Below are 22,893 nucleotides of genomic sequence, written 5' to 3'. Positions count from 1 at the left end.
TAACAGGACTGACTACTGCACGACCGTGATCCGCTTCGCCGCCGGAGGCGCGATCGGCGTCGTCGGCGTGGAGTTGGCGGTCAGGTACTCCGCCAGCACCGCGAGGTCGTCCGCGCCGACCAGGTCGTTCGTGCCCTGGCCCAGCGTCGGGAAGCCGTCGCCGCCGCCCGCGAGGAAGTTGTTCGTCGCGACGCGGTAGGAGGCGGCCGGGTCGATCGCCGCACCGTTCAGCCTGACCGAGTCGGCGACCAGGCGCGCGGCGCCGGCCTTCGTCAGGTCAAGGGTGTAGGTGAGCCCCGACGACACCTGCAGCACCTTCGGCGAGGCCGCGTTCGTGCCACTGACCTGCTCCTGGAGTACGGAGATCAGCTGGGCGCCGGTGAAGTTCTGCAGGTTCACCGTGTTGGAGAACGGCTGGACGGTGAAGCCCTCGGCGTAGGTGACGACACCGTTGCCCTCGGCGCCCTTCGCCGCGAAGGTGAGCCCCGCGCGGATACCGCCCGGGTTCATCAGCGCGAGGTCGGTCTCCGGGTCGAGCTTCTTGCCGTACGCCAGCTGCGCGTCGGCGATGAGGTCGCCCATCGGGGACTCGGTGCCGGTGTTGTTGATGTCGCCGGAGATGTAGCCGATCGCACGGTTGCCGATGGGCGCCGCGAGGGTGTTCCAGCGGGCGATCAGGTCGGTCATGTCCTGGGCCTTGGCGACGGTCCGGGTGACCACGTGGTTCGCGGAACGGACGGCCGTACGGGCGATGTCACCCGTCTTGCGGTCGTACGTCAGCGTGGTGTCCGTGTACAGGCGGCCGAAGGACGCGGCCGAGGTGACCGTGCGCGGCTTGCCCGAGGGGTCCGGGATCGTGCAGGCGTACGCGGCGTGGGTGTGGCCGGTGACCAGCGCGTCGACCTTCGGGGTGATGTTCTTCGCGATGTCGACGATCGGCCCGGAGATACCGGAGCCGCCGCCCGCCGCGTCGCAGTCGTAGTTGTAGGCCGACGAGGCCGGGAGGCCGCCCTCGTGGATCAGCGCGACGACCGACTTGACGCCCTGCTTCTCCAGCTCCTTGGCGTACTTGTTGATCGTCTCGACCTCGTCCTTGAACTTGAGGCCCTTCACGCCCTCGGCGGAGACGACACCGGGGGTGTCCTCCAGGGTCACGCCGATGAAGCCGATCTTGACGCCGTTCTTCTTCCACACCCAGTAGGGCTTGAGGATCGGCTTCCTGGTCTTCTCGTCGAGCACGTTCGCCGCGAGGTAGGGGAAGTCCGCGCCCTTGAACTTCTTGCCCTTGACGTAGCAGCCGTCGGTCGGGTGACAGCCACCGTTCTGCAGACGGCCCAGTTCCCTGGCGCCCTCGTCGAACTCGTGGTTGCCGACCGAGGTGACGTCGAGGTCGAGGCCGTTGAGCGCCTCGATGGTGGGCTCGTCGTGGAAGAGGCCCGAGATCAGCGGGGAGGCGCCGACCATGTCGCCGCCGGCCGCCGTGATCGAGTACGGGTTGTCCCCGCGCGCCTCGCGCAGGTGCGTGGCGAGGTACTCGACACCGCCCGCGTCGATCGTCTTCGTCGTGCCGTCGGCCTGGAGTTCGGTGACCCGGCCGGAGGAGCCGGACGGCGGCTCAAGGTTGCCGTGCAGGTCGTTGAAGGACAGCAGCTGCACGTCCTGGTAGCGGTTCGGCTTGCTGTGGCCCTTGCTGCCGGCCTTCTGCGAGCTGTCTCCGGCGCTGGCCGGCAGAGCCGCGGCGGCGAGAGCGCCGACCGTGGCGATACCGGCGATGCCGGCGAGCAGCGCGCGCGTACGGCGTCTGCGGCGGTGGTACGGCTGGGGTGTGGCTGGCATGTGCCCCCCTGAAGTTCGTAAGAGGAGAGGAAGGGACGCCCGAGGAGGGCGTAAGAAGAACGTGAGAATTCAGTCCCGTCCCGGCGCAGCCTAGGGTCAACGCGCGTAGCACAACAGGGGTTCAGGGTTACGGAACGGTTGCCTCCCCGGGAGATTCACCATGAAACGGGCAGGCCTTACCCTCGTAGCCATGACCAGCGACGACACCGCGCCCCCCGTTCCCCCCGGCCTGTCTCGTTCCATCGACACCCTGGCCGCCCTCACCCCCGAGCAGGCCGACGCCGTCCTCGCGCTGCTCGCGGACGCCGCCCGGGCCGACGGACAGCAGGCGGTGTCCGAGCAGGGGCGGTTGCAGCTGCGCGGGGGTGCCCGTGAGGGCGTGTCGCACTTCCTCCTCACCGTGGGCGGCGAACTCGCCGGCTACGCACAGCTGGAGGACACCGACCCGGTCGAGGCTCCGGCCGCCGAGCTGACCGTCCACCCGGCCCACCGCGGCCACGGCCACGGACGCGCCCTCGGCTCCGCCCTGCTGGCCGCCTCCGGCAAGCGGCTGCGCGTCTGGGCGCACGGCGGCCACTCCGCCGCCCGGCATCTGGCCCAGGTCCTCGGTCTCACCCTGTTCCGCGAACTGCGCCAGCTGCGGCGGCCGTTGACCGACCTGGAGCTGCCCGAGCCGAAGCTTCCCGAGGACGTGACGGTACGGACCTTCGCCCCCGGCGAGGACGACGCGGCCTGGCTCGCCGTGAACGCCGCCGCGTTCGCCCACCATCCCGAACAGGGCTCCCTGACCCAGCGCGACCTCGACGACCGCAAGGGTGAGGCCTGGTTCGACCCGGAGGGCTTCTTCCTCGCCTTCCGCGACGGCGAACTCATCGGCTTCCACTGGACGAAGACGCACGCGGCGGAGCGCCTCGGCGAGGTGTACGTCATCGGCCTGCGTCCGGGTGCCCAGGGCGGCGGCCTCGGGCGGGCGCTCACGACGATCGGCCTGCGCCACCTGGCGGAGCGCGGGCTGCCCACGGCGATGCTGTACGTCGACGCGGACAACACGGCGGCGGTGAGCCTGTACGAGCGGCTGGGCTTCGAGACCCACGAGACGGACCTCATGTACCGCACGGAGTCCTGAGACAACTCCCCGAAACGCGTGATGGGGGCGGTGTGTTGACATCGCCCCCTCTCTTGGTTCACCCTTTCACTACTCAATTAGTGAAAGGGTGGTTGTACGAGTGGTCGAGTACCGCATCGACAGACGCACCGGCGTCGCCACCTATCTGCAGATCGTCCAGCAGACCAAACAGGCCATGCGTCTCGGCCTGTTGGAACCCGGCGACAAGCTGCCCACCGCCCGTGAGGTCGTGGAGGCCACCGCCATCAATCCGAACACCGTCCTGAAGGCCTACCGCGAGCTGGAACGCGAAGGCCTGGTCGAGGCGCGGCGAGGCCTCGGCACATTCGTCCGCAAGTCGCTGGGGGCCGCCCCGGCGGACTCCCCGTTCGGCGTCGAACTGGCCGACTGGGCCACCCGGGCCCGTACGGCCGGACTCGAACGGGACGACGTGGCGGCGCTGTTCACCTCCGTACTCGACACGCATTTCGCCGACACAAGACTCAAGGGGGACCAGGGATGAGCGACACCGCCATGGAGGCGGCCGGACTGGGCAAACGGTTCGGCTGGCGGAAGGACAGGGGCTGGGCGCTGCGCGAGTGCGCGTTCCGGCTGCCCGCCGGACGCGTCTGCGCGGTCGTCGGGCCCAACGGCGCCGGAAAGTCGACGCTGCTGGCCCACGCGGCCGGTCTCCTCAGGCCCACCGAGGGCACGCTCAGCGTCCTCGGCACCGGCCCGGCGGCGGCGCGCGAGCGGGTGGCGTACGTCGCCCAGGACAAGCCCCTGCACACCCACCTCACCGTCGCGGAAACCCTGCGCTTCGGCCAGGAGCTCAACTCCCGGCGCTGGGACCGGTCCGTCGCCGAGGGCGTCGTCGCGGACGGCGCCCTCGACCCCGACGCCAAGATCCGCGACCTCTCCGGCGGCCAGCGCACCCGGGTCGCGCTCGCCCTCGCCCTCGGCAAGCGGCCCGAACTGCTGCTCCTGGACGAGCCGATGGCCGACCTGGACCCGCTCGCCCGGCACGAGCTGATGGGCACCCTGATGGCCGACGCCGCCGAGAACGGCACCACGGTTGTCATGTCCTCGCACGTCGTGGCCGAGCTGGAGGGCTCCTGCGACCACGTCCTCCTCCTCGGCGCCGGCCGGGTCCGCCTCGCCGGCCCACTGGACGACCTGCTCGCCGCCCACACCCTGATCACCGGCCCGGCCGCCGACCTCGACGGCCACACGGTCATCGAGTCCCGTACGACGGGCCGCCAGACCACCGCCCTCGTCCGCTCCGGGGGCCGTCTCGCAGGCACCTGGCAGAGCGTCACCCCCACCTTCGAGGAGCTGGTCCTCGCCCACCTCCGGTCCCCGGGGGCACCGCCGCTGCACCTCGACGAAACCGACCCGGCCGCGTCCGCCTCCGCGGAGGCCGGCGTATGACCACCCTGACCGTCTCCGAGGCCCCGGCCCGAAAAGGGTTCCGCGGCTCGTACCGCCCCACGGGCCTCACCTGGACCCTGCTGCGCGTACACCGGGCCGCGCTCTGGTTCTGGCTGCTGTACGTCGTCGTGGTCGCCGCCGTGCTCCTGTGGACGTACGGGCCGGGCGCGACCGCGGCGATGGACGAGCTGGCGCGTTCGGGCTGCCGTGACGGCGGCATACCCAACCTGGGCTGCGACCAGCTGGGCCCGGCCGGATCCCGCTGGGACTCGGGCGTCGCCCTCGGCAGCTCCATGATCGCCCTCGCCCCGATCCTGATCGCCACCTGGGCGGGCGGCTCGCTCATCGGCCGCGAGCTGGAGGACGGCACGGCCCAGCTGGCCTGGACCCAGGCCGTGTCCCCCGCCCGCTGGCTGGCGGCCAAGCTCGCCGTACCCGCCGTACTGATCACCGCGGGCATGCTCCCGCTCACCCTGCTGCACCGACTGATGTGGACGACCGCCCCCGAACTGCGGCGCGACAGCTGGAACTGGTTCGACAGCCAGATCTTCAACGCCAACGGCATACTCGCCACCGCCTATCCCCTGTTCGGGCTGGCCTTCGGCGTCCTCGTGGGCATGGTCGCGCGCCGCTCGTCGCCCGCTCTCGGCCTCTCCCTGTTCGGCAGCGGATTCGGCCTGCAGTGTTTCCAGTCCCTGCGTCCGCACCTGTGGCCCGCCGAGACCCTGAAGGCCGCCGACGGCTTCTCCGACCGGCCCGGCATGACGGTCGCCGAGGGCTCCTACACCTCCACCGGCGCCCGCCTTCCCGACGTGCTGTGCGACGACGACAGTGCCAGGTGCATCGCCCGCCACGACATCGCCGGCGTCTACCGCGACTACCACCCGTCCTCCCACTTCTGGCCCCTCCAGCTCATGGAGACCGGCCTCCTCCTCGCCCTCGCGACGGTGGCCGTGCTGATCGCGTTCGCCGTCCTCAAGCGCCGCACGGGAGCCACCCGATGACCGACACCGCCACCACGCTCCCCACCCCCGCGAGACCGAAGCGCACCCCCACCCTTCCCACCCTTCCCGCGCTCCCCGGCCCTGTCCGGGCCACCCTCCGCCTGCACCGCTCGGCCCTCTGGTTCTGGCTGCTGCTGGTCGCCGTGGGTGCCGCGGCGACGCTGTGGATGTACGGCTGGGGGACCGACGCGGCCTACACCGAGTTCGTCCGCAGGGGCTGCGCCGACGCGGTCACCGGCGACAGCTGCCACTTCGGCGGCCCCGCCGCCGCCCGCTACGACACCGCCGAGGACATCAGCGGCGGCCTCATCAACTTCGTACCGCTGCTCGCCGCCCTCTGGGCGGGCGCCTCGCTCATCGGCCGCGAACTGGAGAACGGCACGGCCCAGCTGGCCTGGACACAGTCCGTGTCCCCCGCCCGCTGGCTGGCCGCCAAGCTCGCCGTACCGGCCGTCCTGCTCACCGCGGGCACCGGGTTCCTCGCTCTCCTGCACCATCTGGCATGGGGCGCGCACGCCGAGCTGTTCCGCGGGAGAGGCCCCCGGCAGTGGGAGGAGAGCGGCAACTACGTCGCGAACGGCCCCCTCGTCCCCGCGTACGCCCTGCTCGGACTGACGGTCGGCGCCCTGCTGGGACTGCTCGTACGGCGGTCCATGGCCGCGCTCGGCACCGCCTTCTTCACCTTCATGACCCTCGACTTCGCGGTCACGTCACTACGTCCGTACCTGTGGCCGGTCAAGACCCTGACCAGCGACAACGGCTACCCGGCCTACATCGGCATGGTCGTCGACGACGGCGCCCTGACCTCCACCGGAAAGCACGTCTCCGACCCGATCTGCGGGGACGGCGCCCAGTGCCTGGCCCACTACGACATCGTCGGCTACTACCGCGACTACCACCCGTCCTCCCACTTCTGGCCCCTCCAGCTCATGGAGACGGGAGTCGTCCTCACCCTGACCGCCGCCGCGACGGCGGCCGCCTTCTGGCTCCTGCGCCGCCGCACGGCCTGACCAACGCGTCCCGGCACCCTTCCAGCGCAGGCCGCACCCGCCAGCCCAGGCCCACATTTCCAGCCCGTCCGGCGCTTGAGGACAAGGCCCGTTCAGGGCCGGAGCGGGGGCCTGGGGGCGGCAGCCCCCAGCGACGCCCACACCAACCCCCCGCACCTGACGACCCACGCCAACCCCCGCGAGCCGCCCCCAGATATCCCGCACGTCATGTCCCCGTAACCAGTGATTCAGCCAGGCTTGCGAGGCTCACCCAATGACGCCCGCCGTGCCTGAGCCCTCGCCGCCCCCCGAGGGCACCAACGGGACCGGGGAGGCCCGGCAGAACCCCGCCGCCCTCCCACCCGCGCGCTCCGACGCGACTGTCCCGGCCCCGGCGCGGAACAATGGGGTCATGAGCCAGCCAAACGCCCAGCCGCAGGTCCAGCACGCGCAGCCGTCCGTCGGTTCTCTGACGTCCCACCGCCCGCACACGGTGTCGGCCGTGGTCTCCGACCTGGAACCCGACATCGACGCCGACCTCGACGAGTACGTGGAGGCCCCCTACGACGGCGAGCTGCTGCCGCAGGGCCGCTTCCTCGACCGGGAGCGCAGCTGGCTCGCGTTCAACGAGCGAGTGCTCGAACTGGCCGAGGATCCCAACACGCCCCTCCTCGAACGGGCTAACTTCCTCGCGATCTTCGCCAGCAACCTGGACGAGTTCTTCATGGTCCGGGTGGCCGGCCTGAAGCGCCGGATAGCCACCGGCGTGGCCACCCGTTCCGCGTCCGGCCTCCAGCCCCGCGAGGTCCTGGAGATGATCTGGGCCCGCTCCCGCGAGCTCATGGCCCGGCACGCCGCCTGCTACCAGGAGGACGTGGCCCCGGCGCTCGCCGAGGAGGGCGTGCACCTGGTCCGCTGGAGCGAGCTGACGGAGAAGGAACAGGCCCGCCTGTTCACCCTCTTCCGCCACCAGATCTTCCCGGTCCTCACCCCGCTGGCCGTCGACCCGGCGCATCCCTTCCCGTACATCTCGGGCCTCTCCCTGAACCTGGCCGTGATCGTACGGAACCCGGTGAGCGGACACCGCCACTTCGCGCGCGTGAAGGTCCCGCCGCTGCTGTCCCGCTTCCTGGAGGCCTCCCCGAGCCGGTACGTGCCCATCGAGGACGTCATCGCCGCGCACCTCGAAGAGCTGTTCCCCGGCATGGAGGTCCTGGAGCACCACGCCTTCCGCCTCACCCGCAACGAGGACCTGGAGGTCGAGGAGGACGACGCCGAGAACCTGCTCCAGGCCCTGGAGAAGGAACTCATGCGGCGCCGCTTCGGCCCGCCGGTGCGCCTTGAGGTCGAGGAGTCCATCGACCGTTACGTCCTCGACCTGCTCGTACGCGAACTGAAGATCACCGAGGCGGAGGTGTACCCGCTGCCCGGCCCCCTCGACCTCACCGGCCTCTTCGGCATCTCCTCCCTCGACCGGCCCGAGCTGAAGTTCCCGAAGTTCATCGCCGGCACCCACCGCGACCTGGCCGAGGTCGAGTCGTCGTCCGCGCCGGACATCTTCGCCGCCCTGCGCGAGCGGGACGTCCTGCTGCACCACCCGTACGACAGCTTCTCCACCTCCGTGCAGGCGTTCCTGGAGCAGGCGGCCGGCGACGACGACGTCCTCGCCATCAAGCAGACCCTGTACCGGACCTCCGGCGACTCCCCGATCGTGGACGCCCTCATAGAGGCCGCCGAGGCGGGCAAGCAGGTCCTCGTCCTCGTCGAGATCAAGGCCCGCTTCGACGAGCAGGCCAACATCAAGTGGGCGCGCAAGCTGGAGGAGTCCGGCTGCCACGTCGTGTACGGCCTCGTCGGCCTGAAGACCCACTGCAAGCTGTCCCTGGTGGTCCGCCAGGAGGGCGACACGCTGCGCCGCTACTCCCACGTCGGCACCGGCAACTACCACCCCAAGACGGCCCGCCTGTACGAGGACCTGGGCCTCCTGACGGCCGACCAGCAGGTGGGCGCGGACCTCTCGGACCTGTTCAACCGTCTGTCCGGCTACTCCCGCCGCGAGACCTACCGCCGCCTCCTGGTGGCCCCCAAGTCCCTGCGGGACGGCCTGATCTCACGGATCAACAAGGAGGTCCAGCACCACCGTGCCGGACGTCCCGCGTACGTCCGTATCAAGGTCAACTCGATGGTGGACGAGGCGATCATCGACGCGATGTACCGCGCCTCCCAGGCGGGCGTCCCGTGCGACGTCTGGGTCCGTGGCATCTGCGCCGTACGCCCAGGGGTCCCGGGCCTCTCCGAGAACATCCGGGTCCGTTCCGTCCTCGGCCGCTTCCTCGAACACTCCCGGGTCTTCTCGTTCGGCAACGGCGGCGAGCCCGAGGTGTGGTTCGGCAGCGCCGACATGATGCACCGCAACCTCGACCGCCGCATCGAGGCACTCGTCAGGGTCACGGACCCGGCCCACCGGGCCGCGCTCAGCCGGATGCTGGAAACCGGCATGTCCGACACCACGCAGTCCTGGCACCTGGGCCCGGACGGCGAGTGGACCCGGCACGCGACGGACGCCGAGGGCCAACCACTGCGGAACGTCCAGGAGATGCTCATAGACGCCCGGAGGCGTAGGCGTGGCACAGCGACAACTTGACCCGACCGACCCCACGACGGCCGGACCCGCCGGGCCCGTGAGCTGCGACGCTCTGGCGGACTACCTACGGGCGCAGGCGACGGAGTTCCTCCGCGCCCTGCGCCTGCACAGGGAGACCGGCACGGGCTCCGCCGCGTCTCCCGGGGAGGAGCCCGTGGACGCGGCCCGTTCCCTGCGCCACGCGGCCCGCCGCATCACCGGCACCCTGCACACCTTCCGCCCTCTCCTGGACCCCACCTGGGCGGAGGCGATGCACCCCGAACTGGCCTGGCTCTCCGGCACCCTGGCCCGCGAACACGCCTACGCGGCCCGCCTGGAACGCCTGCTACTGGCTCTCCAGCGGCTGTCGGGGGCGACGCCGATCCCGGCGCAGTCCGTTGCGGGCGGTCGGTTGGCCGGGGCGGGCACCGTCCCGGCGAAAGCGACGGCCACCGGCAGCGCCGGCCCCCCGAACGCCCAGCCGGTCGGCGCCCAGCTCACCCTGGGCGCCGCGAAGGCGGGCGCCCTGCTGGAACGTCAGCTCACCCTCGCCCGCACCCGGGCCCACTCGGCGGCCCTGCAGGCACTGGGCTCCTCCCGCTTCCACGCGGTGGCGGACAACGTCGCGGTCCTCGCCAGCGAAGTCCCCCTCACCCCCGCCGCCTCCACCACCCCCACCGACCTGCGCCCGCTGGCCGCCGCAGCCCACGAACGCCTGTGCGACGCCGCCACCGCCCTCCCCCTCCTCACCGCCGGCCACCCCTACAACGCCGAGGCCCTCGTCCACGGCCTGTCCTTCGACCCGGCCCCCCATCCCCAGGACGCCCCCTGGCACCACGTACGCCTCCTCCTGCGCCTGCGCCGTTACGCACACGAGGTCCTGGAGGGCGCCGAAGCCCGGGCCGACGTACGGATGCTGACGGCCGGCACGGCACTCAACCGGCACCGGGACGCGTCCGAGGCCGCGGCGGCGGCGGCAGCGGCGGCACGCACCCCCCGTATCGCCCCGGCGACGGCGTACGCGCTCGGCGTCCTCCACGCCGACCAGCGTCACGAGGTGGAGGCGGCGCGGTTCGCGTTCCAGCAGTCCTGGGAGAAGAAGGCGATGAGTACGAGGTGACCGACCGCTCGAGCGAACCCTCGGACGCCGTCCTGGCCGCGGGCTGCGTCCTGTGGCGCCGCTCCCCCGTGGACGACGGCCTGGAGGTCTGCCTCGTCCACCGGCCGAAGTACGACGACTGGTCGCATCCGAAGGGCCGACTGAAGCGCGGCGAGGAGACACTCGCCGCGGCGCTGCGCGAGGTCGAGGAGGAGACCGGCTACGAGGCCGCCCCCGGCGCTCCGCTCACCACCTCCCACTACGAGGTCAACGGCCGCCCCAAGCAGGTGAGTTACTGGGCGGCGGAGGCGGTGTCCGGCGCCTTCGCCCCCAACGACGAGGTCGACCTCGTCCTGTGGCTGCCCCCGGCGGCGGCCCGCGAACGCCTCACCCAGCCCCGCGACAAGGACCTCGTCGACGAACTGCTGGCCCTGCGCCAGGTGTAGGCGGGGCCAGGGGCGGGCGAGCACTACTGGGGTCTGTCGCCGCCCTCGTGTCCCTTGCCGTCCGTCCGGGCCAGACTGCGGGCCCGACGGGCCGGCCCGCGCCACCCGCAGACGCATCTGGCGAAGCAGAACGGCCCGTGCTCGATCATGGAAACGGAGTGCTCTTCGGGGAACTGCGAACGTTCGCTTCGGTCCTGCTGCGCCACACCCCAACGGTACCCACCCCCGGGCAAAGCACTGCCATCGGCGTGACAACCGCCCCCACCCCTCGTTAAGCGGAAGGACGCGGCCGTGGACCGACGGCCCGGCTTGGGGGTGGGCGGCGATGGAACGGCGGCGACACTGGCGCGGCGGCGGGACGGCCGTCACGACAACGGCTCTCCTGACGACGAGTCTCCTGATCTGCGCCACCGGTTGCACCGCCACACGCGAGGCCGCCGTCGAGGACGCGCGTCCGGCCACCGACGCGGTCCGTGTCCTGCACGGCGCCGCCGCGACGCTGGTCGACGCGGGCACGTCCCGGACCACCACCTCCATGGAGATGGCCACCGGCGGCACCCGGGTCACCATCCGGGGCGAGGGCGTCTACGACTACAACAAGCGGCTCGGCCGTCTCAGGTTGCTGCTCCCCCAGGACCCGGCGGGCGTCAGCCCGCACCGCCCGATCACCGAACTCCTCGCCCCCGGCGCCCTGTTCATGAAGAACCGGGGTGCGGGCGTGCCCGCCGACAAGTGGGTACGGGTGGACACGGCGACCCTGTCCGACGGCAACCTGGTGACGGGCGGGGCCACGGACCCGTTCGCCGCGGCCGAGGTGCTGCGCGGGACGCGCGAGGCGACGTACGTCGGCCGGGCCCGGGTCGCCGGCACCGAGGTACGGCACTACCGGGGCACGGCCGACCTCGCCGACGCCGCGAGGAACGCCTCGGCCGGCAACAGGGGCCCGCTGGCCGCGGCGGCGAAAGGGTTCGCCACAGCCAGGGTCCCCTTCGACGCCTACCTCGACGACGAGGGCCGGATCCGCAAGCTCCTGCACCGGTTCAGCTTCGTCAACGGGCAGCAGAAGGACACGGTCGCGGTCGCCTCGACGACGCTGCTGTACGACTTCGGCGTCCCCGCGCACGTACGGCTGCCGCGACCGGCGGACATCTACGCGGGCCGTATCGCCGAGCAGTGAGGTCCGAGGCGCCAGGTCCTGTCTGACAATTCCCGTCGTCGCCCGGAGGGCGGCCTCGCGGCGTCAGGTGCGTGCTCTCGGTGTGCCGGGCGTAGACCCTCGTACTGGACGTACTTGGGTCTGCGCCCGGTGCGGCGAGAGGGCGTGCATGGCGTCGCGAGGCAGACGGGAATTGTCAGACAGGGCCTGGGGCCGGGAGGAGCAACCCCGCATGCCCCGGCTGCGTCCGCCGTCACGCAAGGACTAGCCCGTCCGTGCCATGCGCGGTGTGTAGACCACTCCCTACTCTGGGAGGCGGACAGTGAACCGGTGACGGCAGAGAAGAGGTGAGCACGTGGCTCCGGTCGGCGGTACGGCAGTTCAGGACTACGTGGCCCTCGCCGAGATCGAGCTGTGCGGAGACCTGATCATCGCGGCCTCGGCGGCCGACGAGGAGCGCCTCAGCCTGGCGAGCATCGACGAGGTGCTGCGGGTGGCGGAGGAACGCGAGGGACGCAAGCTCACGCCGGGTGGCTGAAAACCACCGTTCGCGGCGGACACCCCTCAGGTACGCAACAGACGACCGATCGCCTTGGTCGCCTCCTCCACCTTCGCGTCGATCTCGGTACCGCCCTTGACGGCCGCGTCCGCGACGCAGTGCCGCAGATGCTCCTCCAGGAGCTGGAGCGCGAAGGACTGGAGCGCCTTGGTGGAGGCGGAGACCTGGGTGAGTATGTCGATGCAGTAGACGTCCTCGTCGACCATCCGCTGGAGCCCGCGAATCTGCCCCTCGATCCGGCGCAGCCGCTTCAGATGCTCGTCCTTCTGCTTGTGATAGCCGTGCACACCCCGGTCGTGGTCGGTCACGACGTCGGGCGTCTCAGCACCGGCCTCGGTGGTCGTCATCGCGTCCTCCCGTTGAACAATCTTCAGACACAAAAGCGTCAATATACCCCTGCCGGGTATATCGTAACCGTCTTCGCTGGGTATAGGGCCGGTGTAGACCACCGTGCAGTCCACTCTGGCTGATGGGCGACACTGGGGGGCGACCCGTTAGCCGTGGCCGGATGTTGCGCCTAGCATCAGCCTGACCGAATCCGAAGGACTCCGAGGACCTCACGTGCGATTTCGTCTGACCCCCAGGGAGACGAGCTTCTACGACATGTTCGCCGCGTCAGCGGACAACATCGTCACGGGCTCGCGACTCCTCATGGAACTGCTCGGGGCGGACGCCTCCGGCCGGGCCGAGATCGCAGAGCGTATGCGGGCCGCGGAACACGCCGGCGACGACGCCACGCACGCGATCTTCCACCAGCTGAACTCCTCGTTCATCACGCCGTTCGACCGCGAGGACATCTACAACCTCGCCTCGCTGCTCGACGACATCATGGACTTCATGGAGGAGGCCGTCGACCTGGTCGTCCTCTACAACGTGGAGGAGCTGCCGAAGGGCGTCGAGCAGCAGATCGAGGTCCTGGCGCGGGCGGCGGAACTGACGGCGGAGGCGATGCCGAACCTCCGCACGATGGAGAACCTGACGGAGTACTGGATCGAGGTCAACCGGCTGGAGAACCAGGCGGACCAGATCCACCGGAAGCTTCTCGCCCACCTGTTCAACGGCAAGTACGACGCGATCGAAGTGCTGAAGCTCAAGCAGATCGTGGACGTGCTGGAGGAGGCGGCGGACGCCTTCGAGCACGTGGCGAACACGGTGGAGACCATCGCGGTCAAGGAGTCCTGACCCGTTCATGGAGACCTTCGCACTGATCGTGACCATTGGCGTCGCGCTCGGATTCACGTACACGAACGGCTTCCACGACTCGGCGAACGCGATCGCCACGTCCGTGTCCACCCGTGCGCTCACGCCCCGCGCGGCACTGGCGATGGCCGCGGTGATGAACCTGGCCGGCGCCTTCCTGGGCAGCGGCGTCGCGAAAACGGTCAGTGAGGGCCTGATCGAGACGCCCAAGGGCTCCCACGGCATGGCGATCCTGTTCGCCGCGCTGGTCGGCGCGATCACCTGGAACCTGATCACCTGGTACTTCGGCCTCCCCTCGTCCTCCTCGCACGCGCTGTTCGGCGGCATGGTGGGGGCGGCACTGGCGGGCGGGACGAAGGTCTTCTGGGACGGCGTCCTGGAGAAGGTCGTCATCCCGATGTTCGTCTCCCCGGTGGTGGGCCTCCTGGCCGGCTACCTGGTGATGACGGCGATCATGTGGATCTTCCGGCGCGCCAACCCGCACAAGGCGAAGCGCGGCTTCCGTATCGCCCAGACGGTGTCGGCGGCGGGCATGGCCCTTGGCCACGGTCTCCAGGACGCCCAGAAGACGATGGGCATCGTGGTGATGGCCCTGGTCATCGCGGACGTCGAGGACTACGGCGACCCGATCCCGGTCTGGGTCAAGATCGCCTGCGCGGTGATGCTGTCCCTGGGCACGTACGCGGGCGGCTGGCGCATCATGCGCACGCTGGGCCGCAAGATCATCGAACTGGACCCGCCCCAGGGCTTCGCGGCGGAGACCACGGGCGCGTCGATCATGTTCGCCACGGCGTACCTCTTCAAGGCCCCGGTCTCCACGACCCACGTGATCACCTCGGCCATCATGGGCGTGGGCGCGACGAAGCGCGTGAAGGCGGTGCGCTGGGGCATCGCCAAGAACATCGTCATGGGCTGGTTCATCACCATGCCGGCGGCGGCGCTGGTGGCGGGGGTCAGCTTCTGGGTCGTGGACCTGGCGGTGCTGTGACGGGAGCGGGGATGGTGTGAGCCTTGCTGGGGGCTGCGCCCCCAAGCCCCCGCTCCGGCCCTGAACGGGCCTTGTCCTCAAACGCCGGACAGGCTGAGGACGCGGGCCGGTGTCGACGGGAGTCGCTCGTACACCGTCACTCGTCGGCCGCGGACCTGCTCGTCTGCCACTGCCCTGAAGTACTTCGTCAGCACGGCGATCTTCGTCCTGTCCCGCTTGGCCGACACCGGTCTCGCCACCCGCGCCGCGTCCGTCACCAGCAGGATCCGCCGCTGGGCCAGCATCGCGGCACGGATACGGGCGGAACTCGCCTCGACGCCCTTCAGGGTCCCGGACTCCACCGGCCCCTCAGCGAGAGCGATGTCCCGCAGGCCGTCAAAGGCGCTCGGGGAAACGGACTTGGTGTCCCGTCGCGCCGCCGGGACGAAGAGCACCGCACTCCCGGGCTCCTTCAGCCGCCGCACGTCGGACGCTATCGCCATGACGTCGTCCACCCGGCCGGCCGGGGACCGCTCGGCCAGCGACTGCGGCAGCAGCGCCACCGCCGCCACGGCGATCACCACAGGCAGAACCCACGTCGACGCCCTCGGGTGCCAGGATCTGACGGCCCGCACGGCGGAGCCGACGACCGAACCGATCAGCAGTGCCAGACCCAGCAGAGCGAAGAGGACGTACCGGTCCAGAAACAGCGGCTGGATCAGGGAAAGACCGACAAGGCCGATCTGCGGCACCGCCAGCAACGGCAGCCCGACGGCCGCCACCGACGGTCGGCCCACCCGGGGCCGGTCCAGCAGGGCACCGACGCCCCCGATGGCCAGCAGAATCGCGGGCCCGATCAGCATGTGCCAGGTCAGCGGTGGTATCCAGGCCACCTGCTCGGACTGGGTCCGGCTGAAGAGGGCCAGCGGCAGCACACAGACGACGGCGACAGCGGAGGCAGTGGTCCAGCGTGTCCACACTCGGCGCCGGGGCCGGATCCAGACCAGAGTCGCCAGGTGTGCCGCCGGAATCATCAGCGAGAGCCAGTTCAGCAGCCCGCAGATCACGACGGTACCGCCGTAGGCGGCCCAGTGGACCGTCCGGTCACGCCCCTGGAGGGCGCTCACCAGCAGCAGCGTGGAGATCCCGGCGCCGGCCGCGACCAGAGCGTACGGCCGGCCCTCCTGAAGGTGGAACTGCACGGCCGGAAGGAGCCCGAACGCCATTCCTCCCGCCGGCCCCACCCACGTCCCGGCCAGCCGTCGGCCGGTGACTGCCACGCAGGCCGCCGCCACCGCCATGGCCAGTACCGAGGGCAGCCGCAGGGTGGTGGTGCTGGGCCCGAAGCACTCGAACAGGCCGTGCATCAGCAGGTAGTAGCAGCCGTGCACGACGTCGACGTTCCCCAGCATGTGCCAGATCTCGGCCGTGGAGCGCTGGGCCACCTGCCAGGTCGCGGCCTCGTCCCGCCAGACGCTGCCCTGTCTCGACAGCCCCCATATGCCGAGCGCGAACGTCCACAGCGTCGGGACCAGCCAGACGAGAGCACCGCGGTACTGAGGTAATCGATATAAGGAGCGACGTAACGACCGACGTAAAGAACGCTCCGAAGCACGTTCCGAGGAACGTTCCGAAGCACGAAAAACCTGGTCAACAAACACGAAACGCGTTCACCGTAACCCCCGTTACGCGGCTCCCCCCTGAAGCCGACGCGATCAACCCTGCCATACGACGACGGGCCCGCCCCCGGAGTTATCCAGGGGCGGGCCCTATTCGGCCTCGCGGTGGCACCGCCATGCAGCACCGCGAGGGGTCTCGAAAATCCAGTGACCGGATCGGAACGAACCGATTCGGCACGAACTAATTCGATATGAACCGACTCGGCTCAGCCGAAGCGGCCCGAGATGTAGTCCTCGGTCGCCTGGACCGACGGGTTGGAGAAGATGCGCTCCGTGTCGTCGATCTCGATCAGCTTGCCGGGCTGGCCGACCGCCGCGAGGTTGAAGAACGCCGTCTTGTCCGAGACACGTGCCGCCTGCTGCATGTTGTGCGTCACGATGACGATCGTGAACCGTTCCTTCAGCTCACCGATCAGGTCCTCGATCGCCAGCGTGGAGATCGGGTCGAGGGCCGAGCACGGCTCGTCCATCAGCAGCACCTTCGGCTCGACGGCGATCGCCCGCGCGATGCACAGCCGCTGCTGCTGCCCGCCCGACAGACCCGAACCGGGCTTGTTGAGGCGGTCCTTGACCTCGTTCCAGAGGTTCGCGCCCTTCAGCGACTTCTCCACGATGTCGCTCAGCTCGGACTTCTTGTACGAGCCGTTCAGCCGCAGCCCCGCCGCCACGTTGTCGTAGACCGACATCGTCGGGAAGGGGTTCGGACGCTGGAAGACCATGCCGACCTCACGCCGTACCGCCACCGGGTCGACCCCGGCGCCGTACAGGTTCTCGTCGTCGAGCATGACCTTGCCGTCGACGCGCCCGCCGGGCGTGACCTCGTGCATGCGGTTCAGGGTGCGCAGGAAGGTGGACTTGCCGCAGCCGGAGGGGCCGATGAAGGCCGTCACCGAGCGCGGCTCGACCGTCATCGAGATGTCCTCGATCGCGCGGAAGGAGCCGTAGTAGGCGCTGAGGCCGCTTACGTCGATTCGCTTGGCCATGGGTATCACTGCTTCTTTCGAGGGGGCGGGCGGCCACCTGGCCGACCACAGGTCGCTGTCGGACGGCCGCGTCAGCGACCTGTCTTCGGAGCCTTCCAGCGGGCGATACCGCGAGCTCCGAGGTTGAGGATCATCACGAAGGCGATCAGCGTGAGCGACGCCGCCCAGGCGCGGTCGTACGCCGACTCCGCACCACCACTGTTCGCGTACTGCTGGTAGATGTACAGCGGCAGCGAGGCCTGCGCACCCTCGAACGGGTTGTTGTTGATGAAGGGGTTGCCGAAGACCAGGAGCAGCACCGGAGCCGTCTCGCCCGCGATACGGGCGATCGCGAGCATGACGCCGGTGGTGATGCCGCCGATGGCGGTCGGCAGGACCACCTTCAGGATGGTGCGCCACTTCGGGATGCCGAGCGCCAGGGACGCCTCACGCAGCTCGTTCGGTACGAGCTTCAGCATCTCCTCCGTCGAACGGACGACCACCGGCATCATCAGGATCGCCAGCGCCAGCGAACCGGCGAAGCCGAACGGCTGCATGTCGAACTGCAGCATGAGGCTGAGGATGAAGAGGCCCGCGACGATCGACGGGATGCCCGTCATGACGTCCACGAAGAACGTGACGCTCTTGGCGAGCCTGCCGCGCCCGTACTCCACCAGGTAGATCGCGGTGAGTACGCCGATCGGCGCGCCGATCGCGGTGGCCAGGCCGACCTGCTCCAGGCTGCCGATGATGGCGTGGTAGATGCCACCGCCCGGCTCGCTGTCGGCGACGACGCCCATCGAGTGGGTCAGGAAGAAGACGTCGAGGACCTTCACACCGCGCGAGACGGTCGTCCAGAGCAGCGAGATCAGCGGCACGAGGGCCAGCAGGAAGGCCACCCACACCAGCGAGGTCGCGATACGGTCCTTGGCCTGCCGCCTGCCCTCGACGCGCGTGGCGATGACGTACGTACCGCCGACGAAGAGGATCGCGGCGATCAGGCCCCACTGGATGTTGCTGTCCAGGCCGGCGGCGAGGCTGATGCCGACCCCGAGGGCGACGGACCCGCCCGCGAGGGCCCAGGGGAACCACTTGGGGAGCCTGGCGCCCTGCAGGGTGCTGGGGCGCTTCTCGGCTACGACGGTGCTCATGCGTTGGCCCCCGAGTACTCGGCGCGGCGGGCGATGATCGCGCGGGCCGCTCCGTTGACCACCAAGGTGATGACGAACAGGACCAGACCGGAGGCGATGAGCGCGTCACGGCCGTACTCCGACGCCTCACCGAACTTGGCGGCGATGTTCTGCGCGAAGGTGCCGCCGCCCGGGTCGAGCAGGCTGGTCTGGATGAGGAAGCTCGGGGAGAGGACCGTGGCGACGGCCATCGTCTCGCCCAGCGCGCGGCCGAGGCCGAGCATCGACGCGGAGATCACACCGGAGCGGCCGAAGGGCAGCACCGACATGCGGATGACCTCCCAGCGGGTGGCGCCGAGGGCCAGCGCGGCCTCCTCGTTCATCCGCGGGGTCTGCCGGAACACCTCACGGCTGACGTTCGTGATGACCGGGAGGATCATGATCGAGAGCAGGATGCCCACGGTCAGCATCGAGCGGGGCGCACCCTCTTCCCAGGAGAAGACGCCGGTCCAGCCGAGGTAGTCGTTCAGCCAGCCGAACAGGCCGTTCATGTTCGGCACGAGGATCATCGCGCCCCACAGGCCGTACACGATGGACGGTACGGCGGCGAGCAGGTCGATCACGTACGCGATGGGGCCGGCGAGCCGGCGCGGGGCGTAGTGCGTGAGGAACAGCGCGATGGCGACGGCGACCGGGACCGCGATGGCCATGGCGATGATCGAGGAGATCACCGTGCCGAAGGCCAGGACCGCGATGCCGAAGACCGGCGGGTTGAGGTTGGCGTTCCACTCGAAGGTGGTGAGGAAGTTGCCGTCGTCCTTGCTGATGGCGAGGAACGCGCGATAGGTCAGGAAGATCGCGATCGCGGCCATGATCGCCAGCAGCAGGATGCCCGAGCCTCGGGAGAGACCGAGGAAGATCCGGTCACCGAGGCGGGTGGCGCCGCGGGCGGCGCGCTTCTCCTCGGCCGTGGGCGGCTCGGGGGCGGCGGGTGGAACGGTGTCTGCGTTCTTGGTGGTTATGTCCATCGGGTTCTCCGGTCTGCGGGGCCGCACCCGGGGATGCGGCTCCTGGCGGCGGTGCACCGGACGGTGCGGTCGGGTCCCACCGGCAGCCGAAGCCGGCGGTGGAACCCGACCGCACACTCAGATCAGGCCAGGCTCTCGACGGTGGTCCGAACCTTGGCGATGATCTCGGCGGGGATCGGCGCGTAGTCGATCCCGCTCAGGATTCCCTGGCCCTCTTCGCTGGTGATGTAGCGGAGGAAGGCCTTCGTGGCGGGCAGGGTGTCCGCCTTGTTGCCCTTGTCGCAGGCGATCTCGTACGTGACGAGGGTGATCGGGTACGCGCCCTCGGCCTTGGACGTGTAGTCCAGCTTCAGGGAGAGGTCACTGCCGGTGCCGACGACCTTGGCGGCCGCGATGGCCTTGGTGGCGGAGTCGGAGGACGGCTTGACCGGGGCGCTGGCGCCGGTGTTGATGGCGACCGTGGACAGCTCCTTGGCGTACGAGAGCTCCATGTAGCCGATCGCACCCTCGGTCTGCTTGACCTGCGCCGCGATGCCGCTGGAACCGGAGGCCGCCTGGCCGCCCTTCGCCTGCCAGGCCTTGCCGCCCTCGTACTTCCAGTTCTCGGGGGTGGTGGCGATCAGGTACTTGGTGAGGTTGTCCGTGGTGCCGGAGTCCTCGGAGCGGTGGAAGGCCTGGATCTTGGTGCTGGGCAGCTTCGCGGTCGGGTTCAGCGCCTTGATCGCGGCGTCGTCCCACTTGCTGATCTTGCTGTCGAAGATCTTCGCGAGGGTGGGCGCGTCCAGGACGAGGTTGTCGACACCCGGGAGGTTGTAGGCGAGCGCGATGGCTCCGCCGACCGTCGGGAGGTCGATGCCGGTGCCGCCGGTGCAGACCTGCTTCGAGGCCGTGACCTCGTCGGGCTTCAGCGCCGAGTCGGAACCGGCGAAGGCGACGGTGCCCTGCGTGAACGCGGTGACGCCGGCGCCCGAGCCGCCGCCCTTGTAGTTGATCTGGACGCCGGGGCAGGCGGCCGTGAAGGCCTTGACCCAGGCGTCGATCGCGTTCTTCTGCGCGGAGGAGCCGTCGGCCAGCAGCTGACCCTTGGCGTCGTCACACTTGATGGAGCTGGTGCCGGTGGAGGCGCCGCCACTGGCCTTCGTGTCAGTGCCGGTGTCGTCGGAGCCGCACGCCGTGAGGGCCAGGGCGCCGGAGACGGCGAGAGCACCGAGGGTGAGGGCCCGCCGGTTCATGCGCTGAAGCTTCACTGTCTGGTGTTTCCTTCCAGGAGCCGCCGTCCTGAGATCCGGCGGCGTGCGAGGTCGCGAAGTATGGGTGGTGCCAGGCGCCCGGGAGGGCACACGCAGCACCGGTAAGGCCGAAAGTAGGCAGATCAGGTGAAGCCACCTACGGGCGCGGGTGAACGGCGGGTGAACCCCTGCGGTCGGTGCGGTGAGGTCACGGAATGCTCACGGGGAGAACACGTGTATGTCCCGACCCGGGGATCGGCCCCGGCCGATCGACTTCTGCTGTACAAGCGCTGCGCTGATCCGGAACCCATCCTTCCCCTCTCTCGGTGAACGCGCCCGCCGAGGGAACCCATGTTCCATGGATCTCGTCTCGTTCAACGGAAGCCCTCGCGGGCTCAACCGGGGGACTGGGACAACCGTGACACCGAGGAGCACCATGCAGCGGCGTACGTTCATGGGAGGCGGCGTGGCCGCCCTGGCGGCGATGACGACGACGGCGTGCACGGGCTCGAAGGGGAGCGCGGAGAACACGACCACCACGACAACCCGCGGAACGACCTCCCTCACGGCGACGAGCGCCTCGGTCCCGGCCAACTGGACGGCCCTCGGCCGTGACCTCGACGGCCCACTCATCCGCCCCGGGGACGCCTCGTGGGCATCGGCCCGCCAGCTCTACAACACCCGCTTCGACGGCCTCAAGCCCGCCGCGGTGGCGTACGTGGCCCACGCGGACGACATCCGTACGGTCCTCTCCTACGCCCGCGCCCACTCGGTCCCCGTGGCGATCCGCAACGGCGGCCACTCGTACGCCGGCTGGTCCTCGGGCAACGGCCGCCTGATCGTCGACGTGTCGAAGCTGAACCGCGTCCGCGCGTCCGGCGGCACAGCGGTGGTGGGAGCGGGCTCGAAACTGATCGACGTCTACCGCGCCCTGACGGCGAAGGGCGTCACGATCCCGGCGGGCTCGTGTCCGACGGTGGGCGTGTCGGGCCTGACCCTGGGCGGCGGCCACGGCGTGGTGTCCCGGGCGTACGGCCTGACCTGCGACAGCCTCACCCAGGCAACCCTGATCACGGCGGACGGCCGCCAGCTCACAGCGAACGCCACCACGAACAAGGACCTGTTCTGGGCCCTGCGAGGCGCGGGCAACGGCAACTTCGGCATCGTCACGGAACTCCAGTTCCGCACCCACCCCGCACCGCAGGCGGTGGCCGCGTACATGACCTGGCCGTGGCGAAAGGCGGCAGCGGTCATGAAAGCCTGGCAGGAGTGGGGCCCGACGCAACCGGACGAGATCTGGTCGTCGCTGCACGTGGCGAACACGGCCGGCGGCACCCCGACCATCTCGATCTCGGCGTTCTCGCTCGGCACCTACACGGAACTGCAGAACGCGGTGGACCGCCTGGCGGACAGAATCGGCTCCCCGGCGAGCAGTGTCTCCCTCAAGCGCCGCTCCTACGAGGAGGCGATGGAGGTGTACGCGGGCTGCTCGTCCTTCGCGACGGACGCCCAGTGCCACCTCCCGGGCCGCACCCCCGGCCGCTCCCCGCAGGGCGCCCTGGGCAGGGAGACCTACGCGGCCCGCTCGGACTTCTTCGACCGCTCACTGTCCGCCGCCGGGATCCAGACGCTCCTCTCCAGGATCACCTCGGTCCAGGGCGGTGCGGGCAGCATCGCGTTCACGGCACTCGGCGGCGCGGTGAACCGGGTCGCGCCGACGGCGACGGCGTTCGTCCACCGCCGCAGCAGGATGCTGGCCCAGTACATCGTGTCGTGGCGGGCGGGCACGACGGGCAGCACGGCCCAGACCTGGCTGAACTCGGCCCACCACGCGATGGCCCCCTACGCCTCGGGCGCCGCCTACCAGAACTACACGGACCCGACCCTGACGAACTGGCGCAAGGCGTACTACGGCGACGCGGCGACCCGCCTCCAGCAGCTGAAGCACCAGTACGACCCAACCCGCATGTTCACATTCCCGCAGGCGCTGTAACCGGCCTCGCCGCCCCCATACTCGGATCCCAAGATCCTCTTCAAGAAATGTCGCACCGGAGACACCCGATCCGCGGCTTCACCCTTCAGGCCGGACCGCACGCCAGGCAGTCTCCAGGGCAACCAGGAAATCCGCCTGAGCCGAGCGCTGGAACCAGGTGAAAAGGATCGCTTGAGGCTGCCCCCCGATCTTCGTCTTCGGCGGATCTGCCCAATAGCTCAGGTGCGCGGGGTCAGCATCCGTCGCCAGATACACGTATCCGTTGAGCCACGCGGTGGGCGGCTTGGACAACGGCTTGACGAGATCGACCAAAGCAACGACCGATCCCTTGGCCCCACCGATCGCGGCAAGCCGGTCCCTTTCAATCTCGACCCGGTCGTCATACAGCGTGACCTTGGCATTGAAGCCCTTGAACGTCCGCGGGTTCACGATCTCCTCCAAGTATGGCCAGGGCAGG

Annotated in this window: 21 protein-coding genes; 13 read left to right on the top strand and 8 right to left on the bottom strand. The window is 69.9% G+C overall.

Annotated features, from left to right (window positions below; all coding sequences use genetic code 11):
* Window positions 1-12 precede the first annotated feature (12 nt).
* Window positions 13-1,836, bottom strand: a complete 1,824-nt coding sequence (locus PV734_RS29680; protein WP_319097097.1) for a bifunctional metallophosphatase/5'-nucleotidase — start codon at window positions 1,834-1,836, stop codon at window positions 13-15.
* 190 nt (window positions 1,837-2,026) lie between these two features.
* On the opposite strand from PV734_RS29680, the gene mshD reads away from it, so the two are divergent.
* The 10 genes from mshD (at window position 2,027) to PV734_RS29630 (ending at window position 12,227) form a co-directional block, all read left to right on the top strand.
* On the top strand, window positions 2,027-2,962 hold the full coding sequence (gene mshD, locus PV734_RS29675) for a mycothiol synthase (protein ID WP_319292731.1): 936 nt from the start codon (window positions 2,027-2,029) through the stop codon (window positions 2,960-2,962).
* A gap of 100 nt (window positions 2,963-3,062) precedes the next feature.
* On the top strand, window positions 3,063-3,464 hold the full coding sequence (locus PV734_RS29670; RefSeq protein WP_319097242.1) for a GntR family transcriptional regulator: 402 nt from the start codon (window positions 3,063-3,065) through the stop codon (window positions 3,462-3,464).
* A complete protein-coding gene (locus tag PV734_RS29665) occupies window positions 3,461-4,372 on the top strand; it encodes an ABC transporter ATP-binding protein (protein WP_319292729.1) in 912 nt (303 codons plus the stop codon). Before PV734_RS29670 ends, PV734_RS29665 begins: the two co-directional genes overlap by 4 nt.
* Window positions 4,369-5,376, top strand: coding sequence for an ABC transporter permease subunit (locus PV734_RS29660; RefSeq protein ID WP_319292727.1), 1,008 nt, complete (start codon window positions 4,369-4,371; stop codon window positions 5,374-5,376). The genes PV734_RS29665 and PV734_RS29660 overlap by 4 nt, the downstream gene beginning before the upstream one ends.
* Complete coding sequence (locus tag PV734_RS29655; protein WP_319292725.1) at window positions 5,373-6,386, top strand: ABC transporter permease; 1,014 nt, start codon at window positions 5,373-5,375, stop codon at window positions 6,384-6,386. The genes PV734_RS29660 and PV734_RS29655 overlap by 4 nt, the downstream gene beginning before the upstream one ends.
* 391 nt (window positions 6,387-6,777) lie before the next feature.
* On the top strand, window positions 6,778-9,009 hold the full coding sequence (locus PV734_RS29650; protein ID WP_319097092.1) for an RNA degradosome polyphosphate kinase: 2,232 nt from the start codon (window positions 6,778-6,780) through the stop codon (window positions 9,007-9,009).
* Window positions 8,990-10,108, top strand: a complete 1,119-nt coding sequence (locus PV734_RS29645) for a CHAD domain-containing protein (RefSeq protein ID WP_319097091.1) — start codon at window positions 8,990-8,992, stop codon at window positions 10,106-10,108. Before PV734_RS29650 ends, PV734_RS29645 begins: the two co-directional genes overlap by 20 nt.
* On the top strand, window positions 10,105-10,533 hold the full coding sequence (locus PV734_RS29640) for an NUDIX hydrolase (RefSeq protein WP_319292723.1): 429 nt from the start codon (window positions 10,105-10,107) through the stop codon (window positions 10,531-10,533). The genes PV734_RS29645 and PV734_RS29640 overlap by 4 nt, the downstream gene beginning before the upstream one ends.
* A gap of 325 nt (window positions 10,534-10,858) precedes the next feature.
* Window positions 10,859-11,710 (top strand): hypothetical protein, encoded by an 852-nt coding sequence (locus PV734_RS29635; protein ID WP_319097089.1) that lies wholly within the window; start codon window positions 10,859-10,861, stop codon window positions 11,708-11,710.
* A gap of 334 nt (window positions 11,711-12,044) precedes the next feature.
* Window positions 12,045-12,227 carry a hypothetical protein gene (locus PV734_RS29630; protein WP_319097088.1) on the top strand — a complete coding sequence of 61 codons (183 nt, stop codon included), beginning with the start codon at window positions 12,045-12,047 and terminating at the stop codon, window positions 12,225-12,227.
* Window positions 12,228-12,253: 26 nt separating this feature from the next.
* Here the strand turns inward: PV734_RS29630 and PV734_RS29625 are convergent, their stop codons facing one another.
* The gene (locus tag PV734_RS29625) at window positions 12,254-12,595 is read right to left on the bottom strand and encodes a metal-sensitive transcriptional regulator (protein ID WP_319097087.1); all 342 of its coding nucleotides are present in this window, start codon (window positions 12,593-12,595) and stop codon (window positions 12,254-12,256) included.
* Between the two features lie 214 nt (window positions 12,596-12,809).
* Here PV734_RS29625 and PV734_RS29620 point away from each other — a divergent pair, with 214 nt between their 5' ends.
* The gene (locus tag PV734_RS29620) at window positions 12,810-13,430 is read left to right on the top strand and encodes a DUF47 domain-containing protein (protein WP_055525739.1); all 621 of its coding nucleotides are present in this window, start codon (window positions 12,810-12,812) and stop codon (window positions 13,428-13,430) included.
* A 7-nt stretch (window positions 13,431-13,437) separates the two neighbouring features.
* The gene (locus tag PV734_RS29615) at window positions 13,438-14,436 is read left to right on the top strand and encodes an inorganic phosphate transporter (RefSeq protein WP_319097086.1); all 999 of its coding nucleotides are present in this window, start codon (window positions 13,438-13,440) and stop codon (window positions 14,434-14,436) included.
* A 77-nt stretch (window positions 14,437-14,513) separates the two neighbouring features.
* Here the strand turns inward: PV734_RS29615 and PV734_RS29610 are convergent, their stop codons facing one another.
* The 5 genes from PV734_RS29610 to pstS form a co-directional block, all read right to left on the bottom strand.
* Window positions 14,514-15,950, bottom strand: a complete 1,437-nt coding sequence (locus PV734_RS29610) for a glycosyltransferase family 39 protein (protein ID WP_319292971.1) — start codon at window positions 15,948-15,950, stop codon at window positions 14,514-14,516.
* 350 nt (window positions 15,951-16,300) lie between these two features.
* Complete coding sequence (gene pstB / locus PV734_RS29605; protein ID WP_319097085.1) at window positions 16,301-17,077, bottom strand: phosphate ABC transporter ATP-binding protein PstB; 777 nt, start codon at window positions 17,075-17,077, stop codon at window positions 16,301-16,303.
* A gap of 71 nt (window positions 17,078-17,148) precedes the next feature.
* Window positions 17,149-18,207: a phosphate ABC transporter permease PstA gene (pstA, locus tag PV734_RS29600; RefSeq protein ID WP_319097084.1), complete on the bottom strand. Its 1,059-nt coding sequence runs from the start codon at window positions 18,205-18,207 to the stop codon at window positions 17,149-17,151.
* Entirely contained in the window at window positions 18,204-19,214 is a 1,011-nt protein-coding gene (gene pstC / locus PV734_RS29595) for a phosphate ABC transporter permease subunit PstC (RefSeq protein ID WP_319097083.1), read from the bottom strand. The genes pstA and pstC overlap by 4 nt, the downstream gene beginning before the upstream one ends.
* A gap of 122 nt (window positions 19,215-19,336) precedes the next feature.
* Window positions 19,337-20,461 (bottom strand): phosphate ABC transporter substrate-binding protein PstS, encoded by a 1,125-nt coding sequence (gene pstS / locus PV734_RS29590; protein ID WP_319097082.1) that lies wholly within the window; start codon window positions 20,459-20,461, stop codon window positions 19,337-19,339.
* A gap of 418 nt (window positions 20,462-20,879) precedes the next feature.
* Here pstS and PV734_RS29585 point away from each other — a divergent pair, with 418 nt between their 5' ends.
* Complete coding sequence (locus PV734_RS29585; RefSeq protein ID WP_319097081.1) at window positions 20,880-22,436, top strand: FAD-binding oxidoreductase; 1,557 nt, start codon at window positions 20,880-20,882, stop codon at window positions 22,434-22,436.
* Between the two features lie 78 nt (window positions 22,437-22,514).
* On the opposite strand, the gene PV734_RS29580 is transcribed toward PV734_RS29585, so the two are convergent.
* The gene (locus PV734_RS29580; protein WP_319097080.1) at window positions 22,515-22,877 is read right to left on the bottom strand and encodes a hypothetical protein; all 363 of its coding nucleotides are present in this window, start codon (window positions 22,875-22,877) and stop codon (window positions 22,515-22,517) included.
* Window positions 22,878-22,893 lie beyond the last annotated feature (16 nt).

It is taken from the genome of Streptomyces sp. AK08-02 (genome assembly GCF_033795085.1).
Lineage (GTDB): Bacteria > Actinomycetota > Actinomycetes > Streptomycetales > Streptomycetaceae > Streptomyces > Streptomyces echiniscabiei.
The sequence above is the reverse complement of the archived record's forward strand: the minus strand, read 5'-3'. Positions and strand labels throughout refer to the sequence as shown.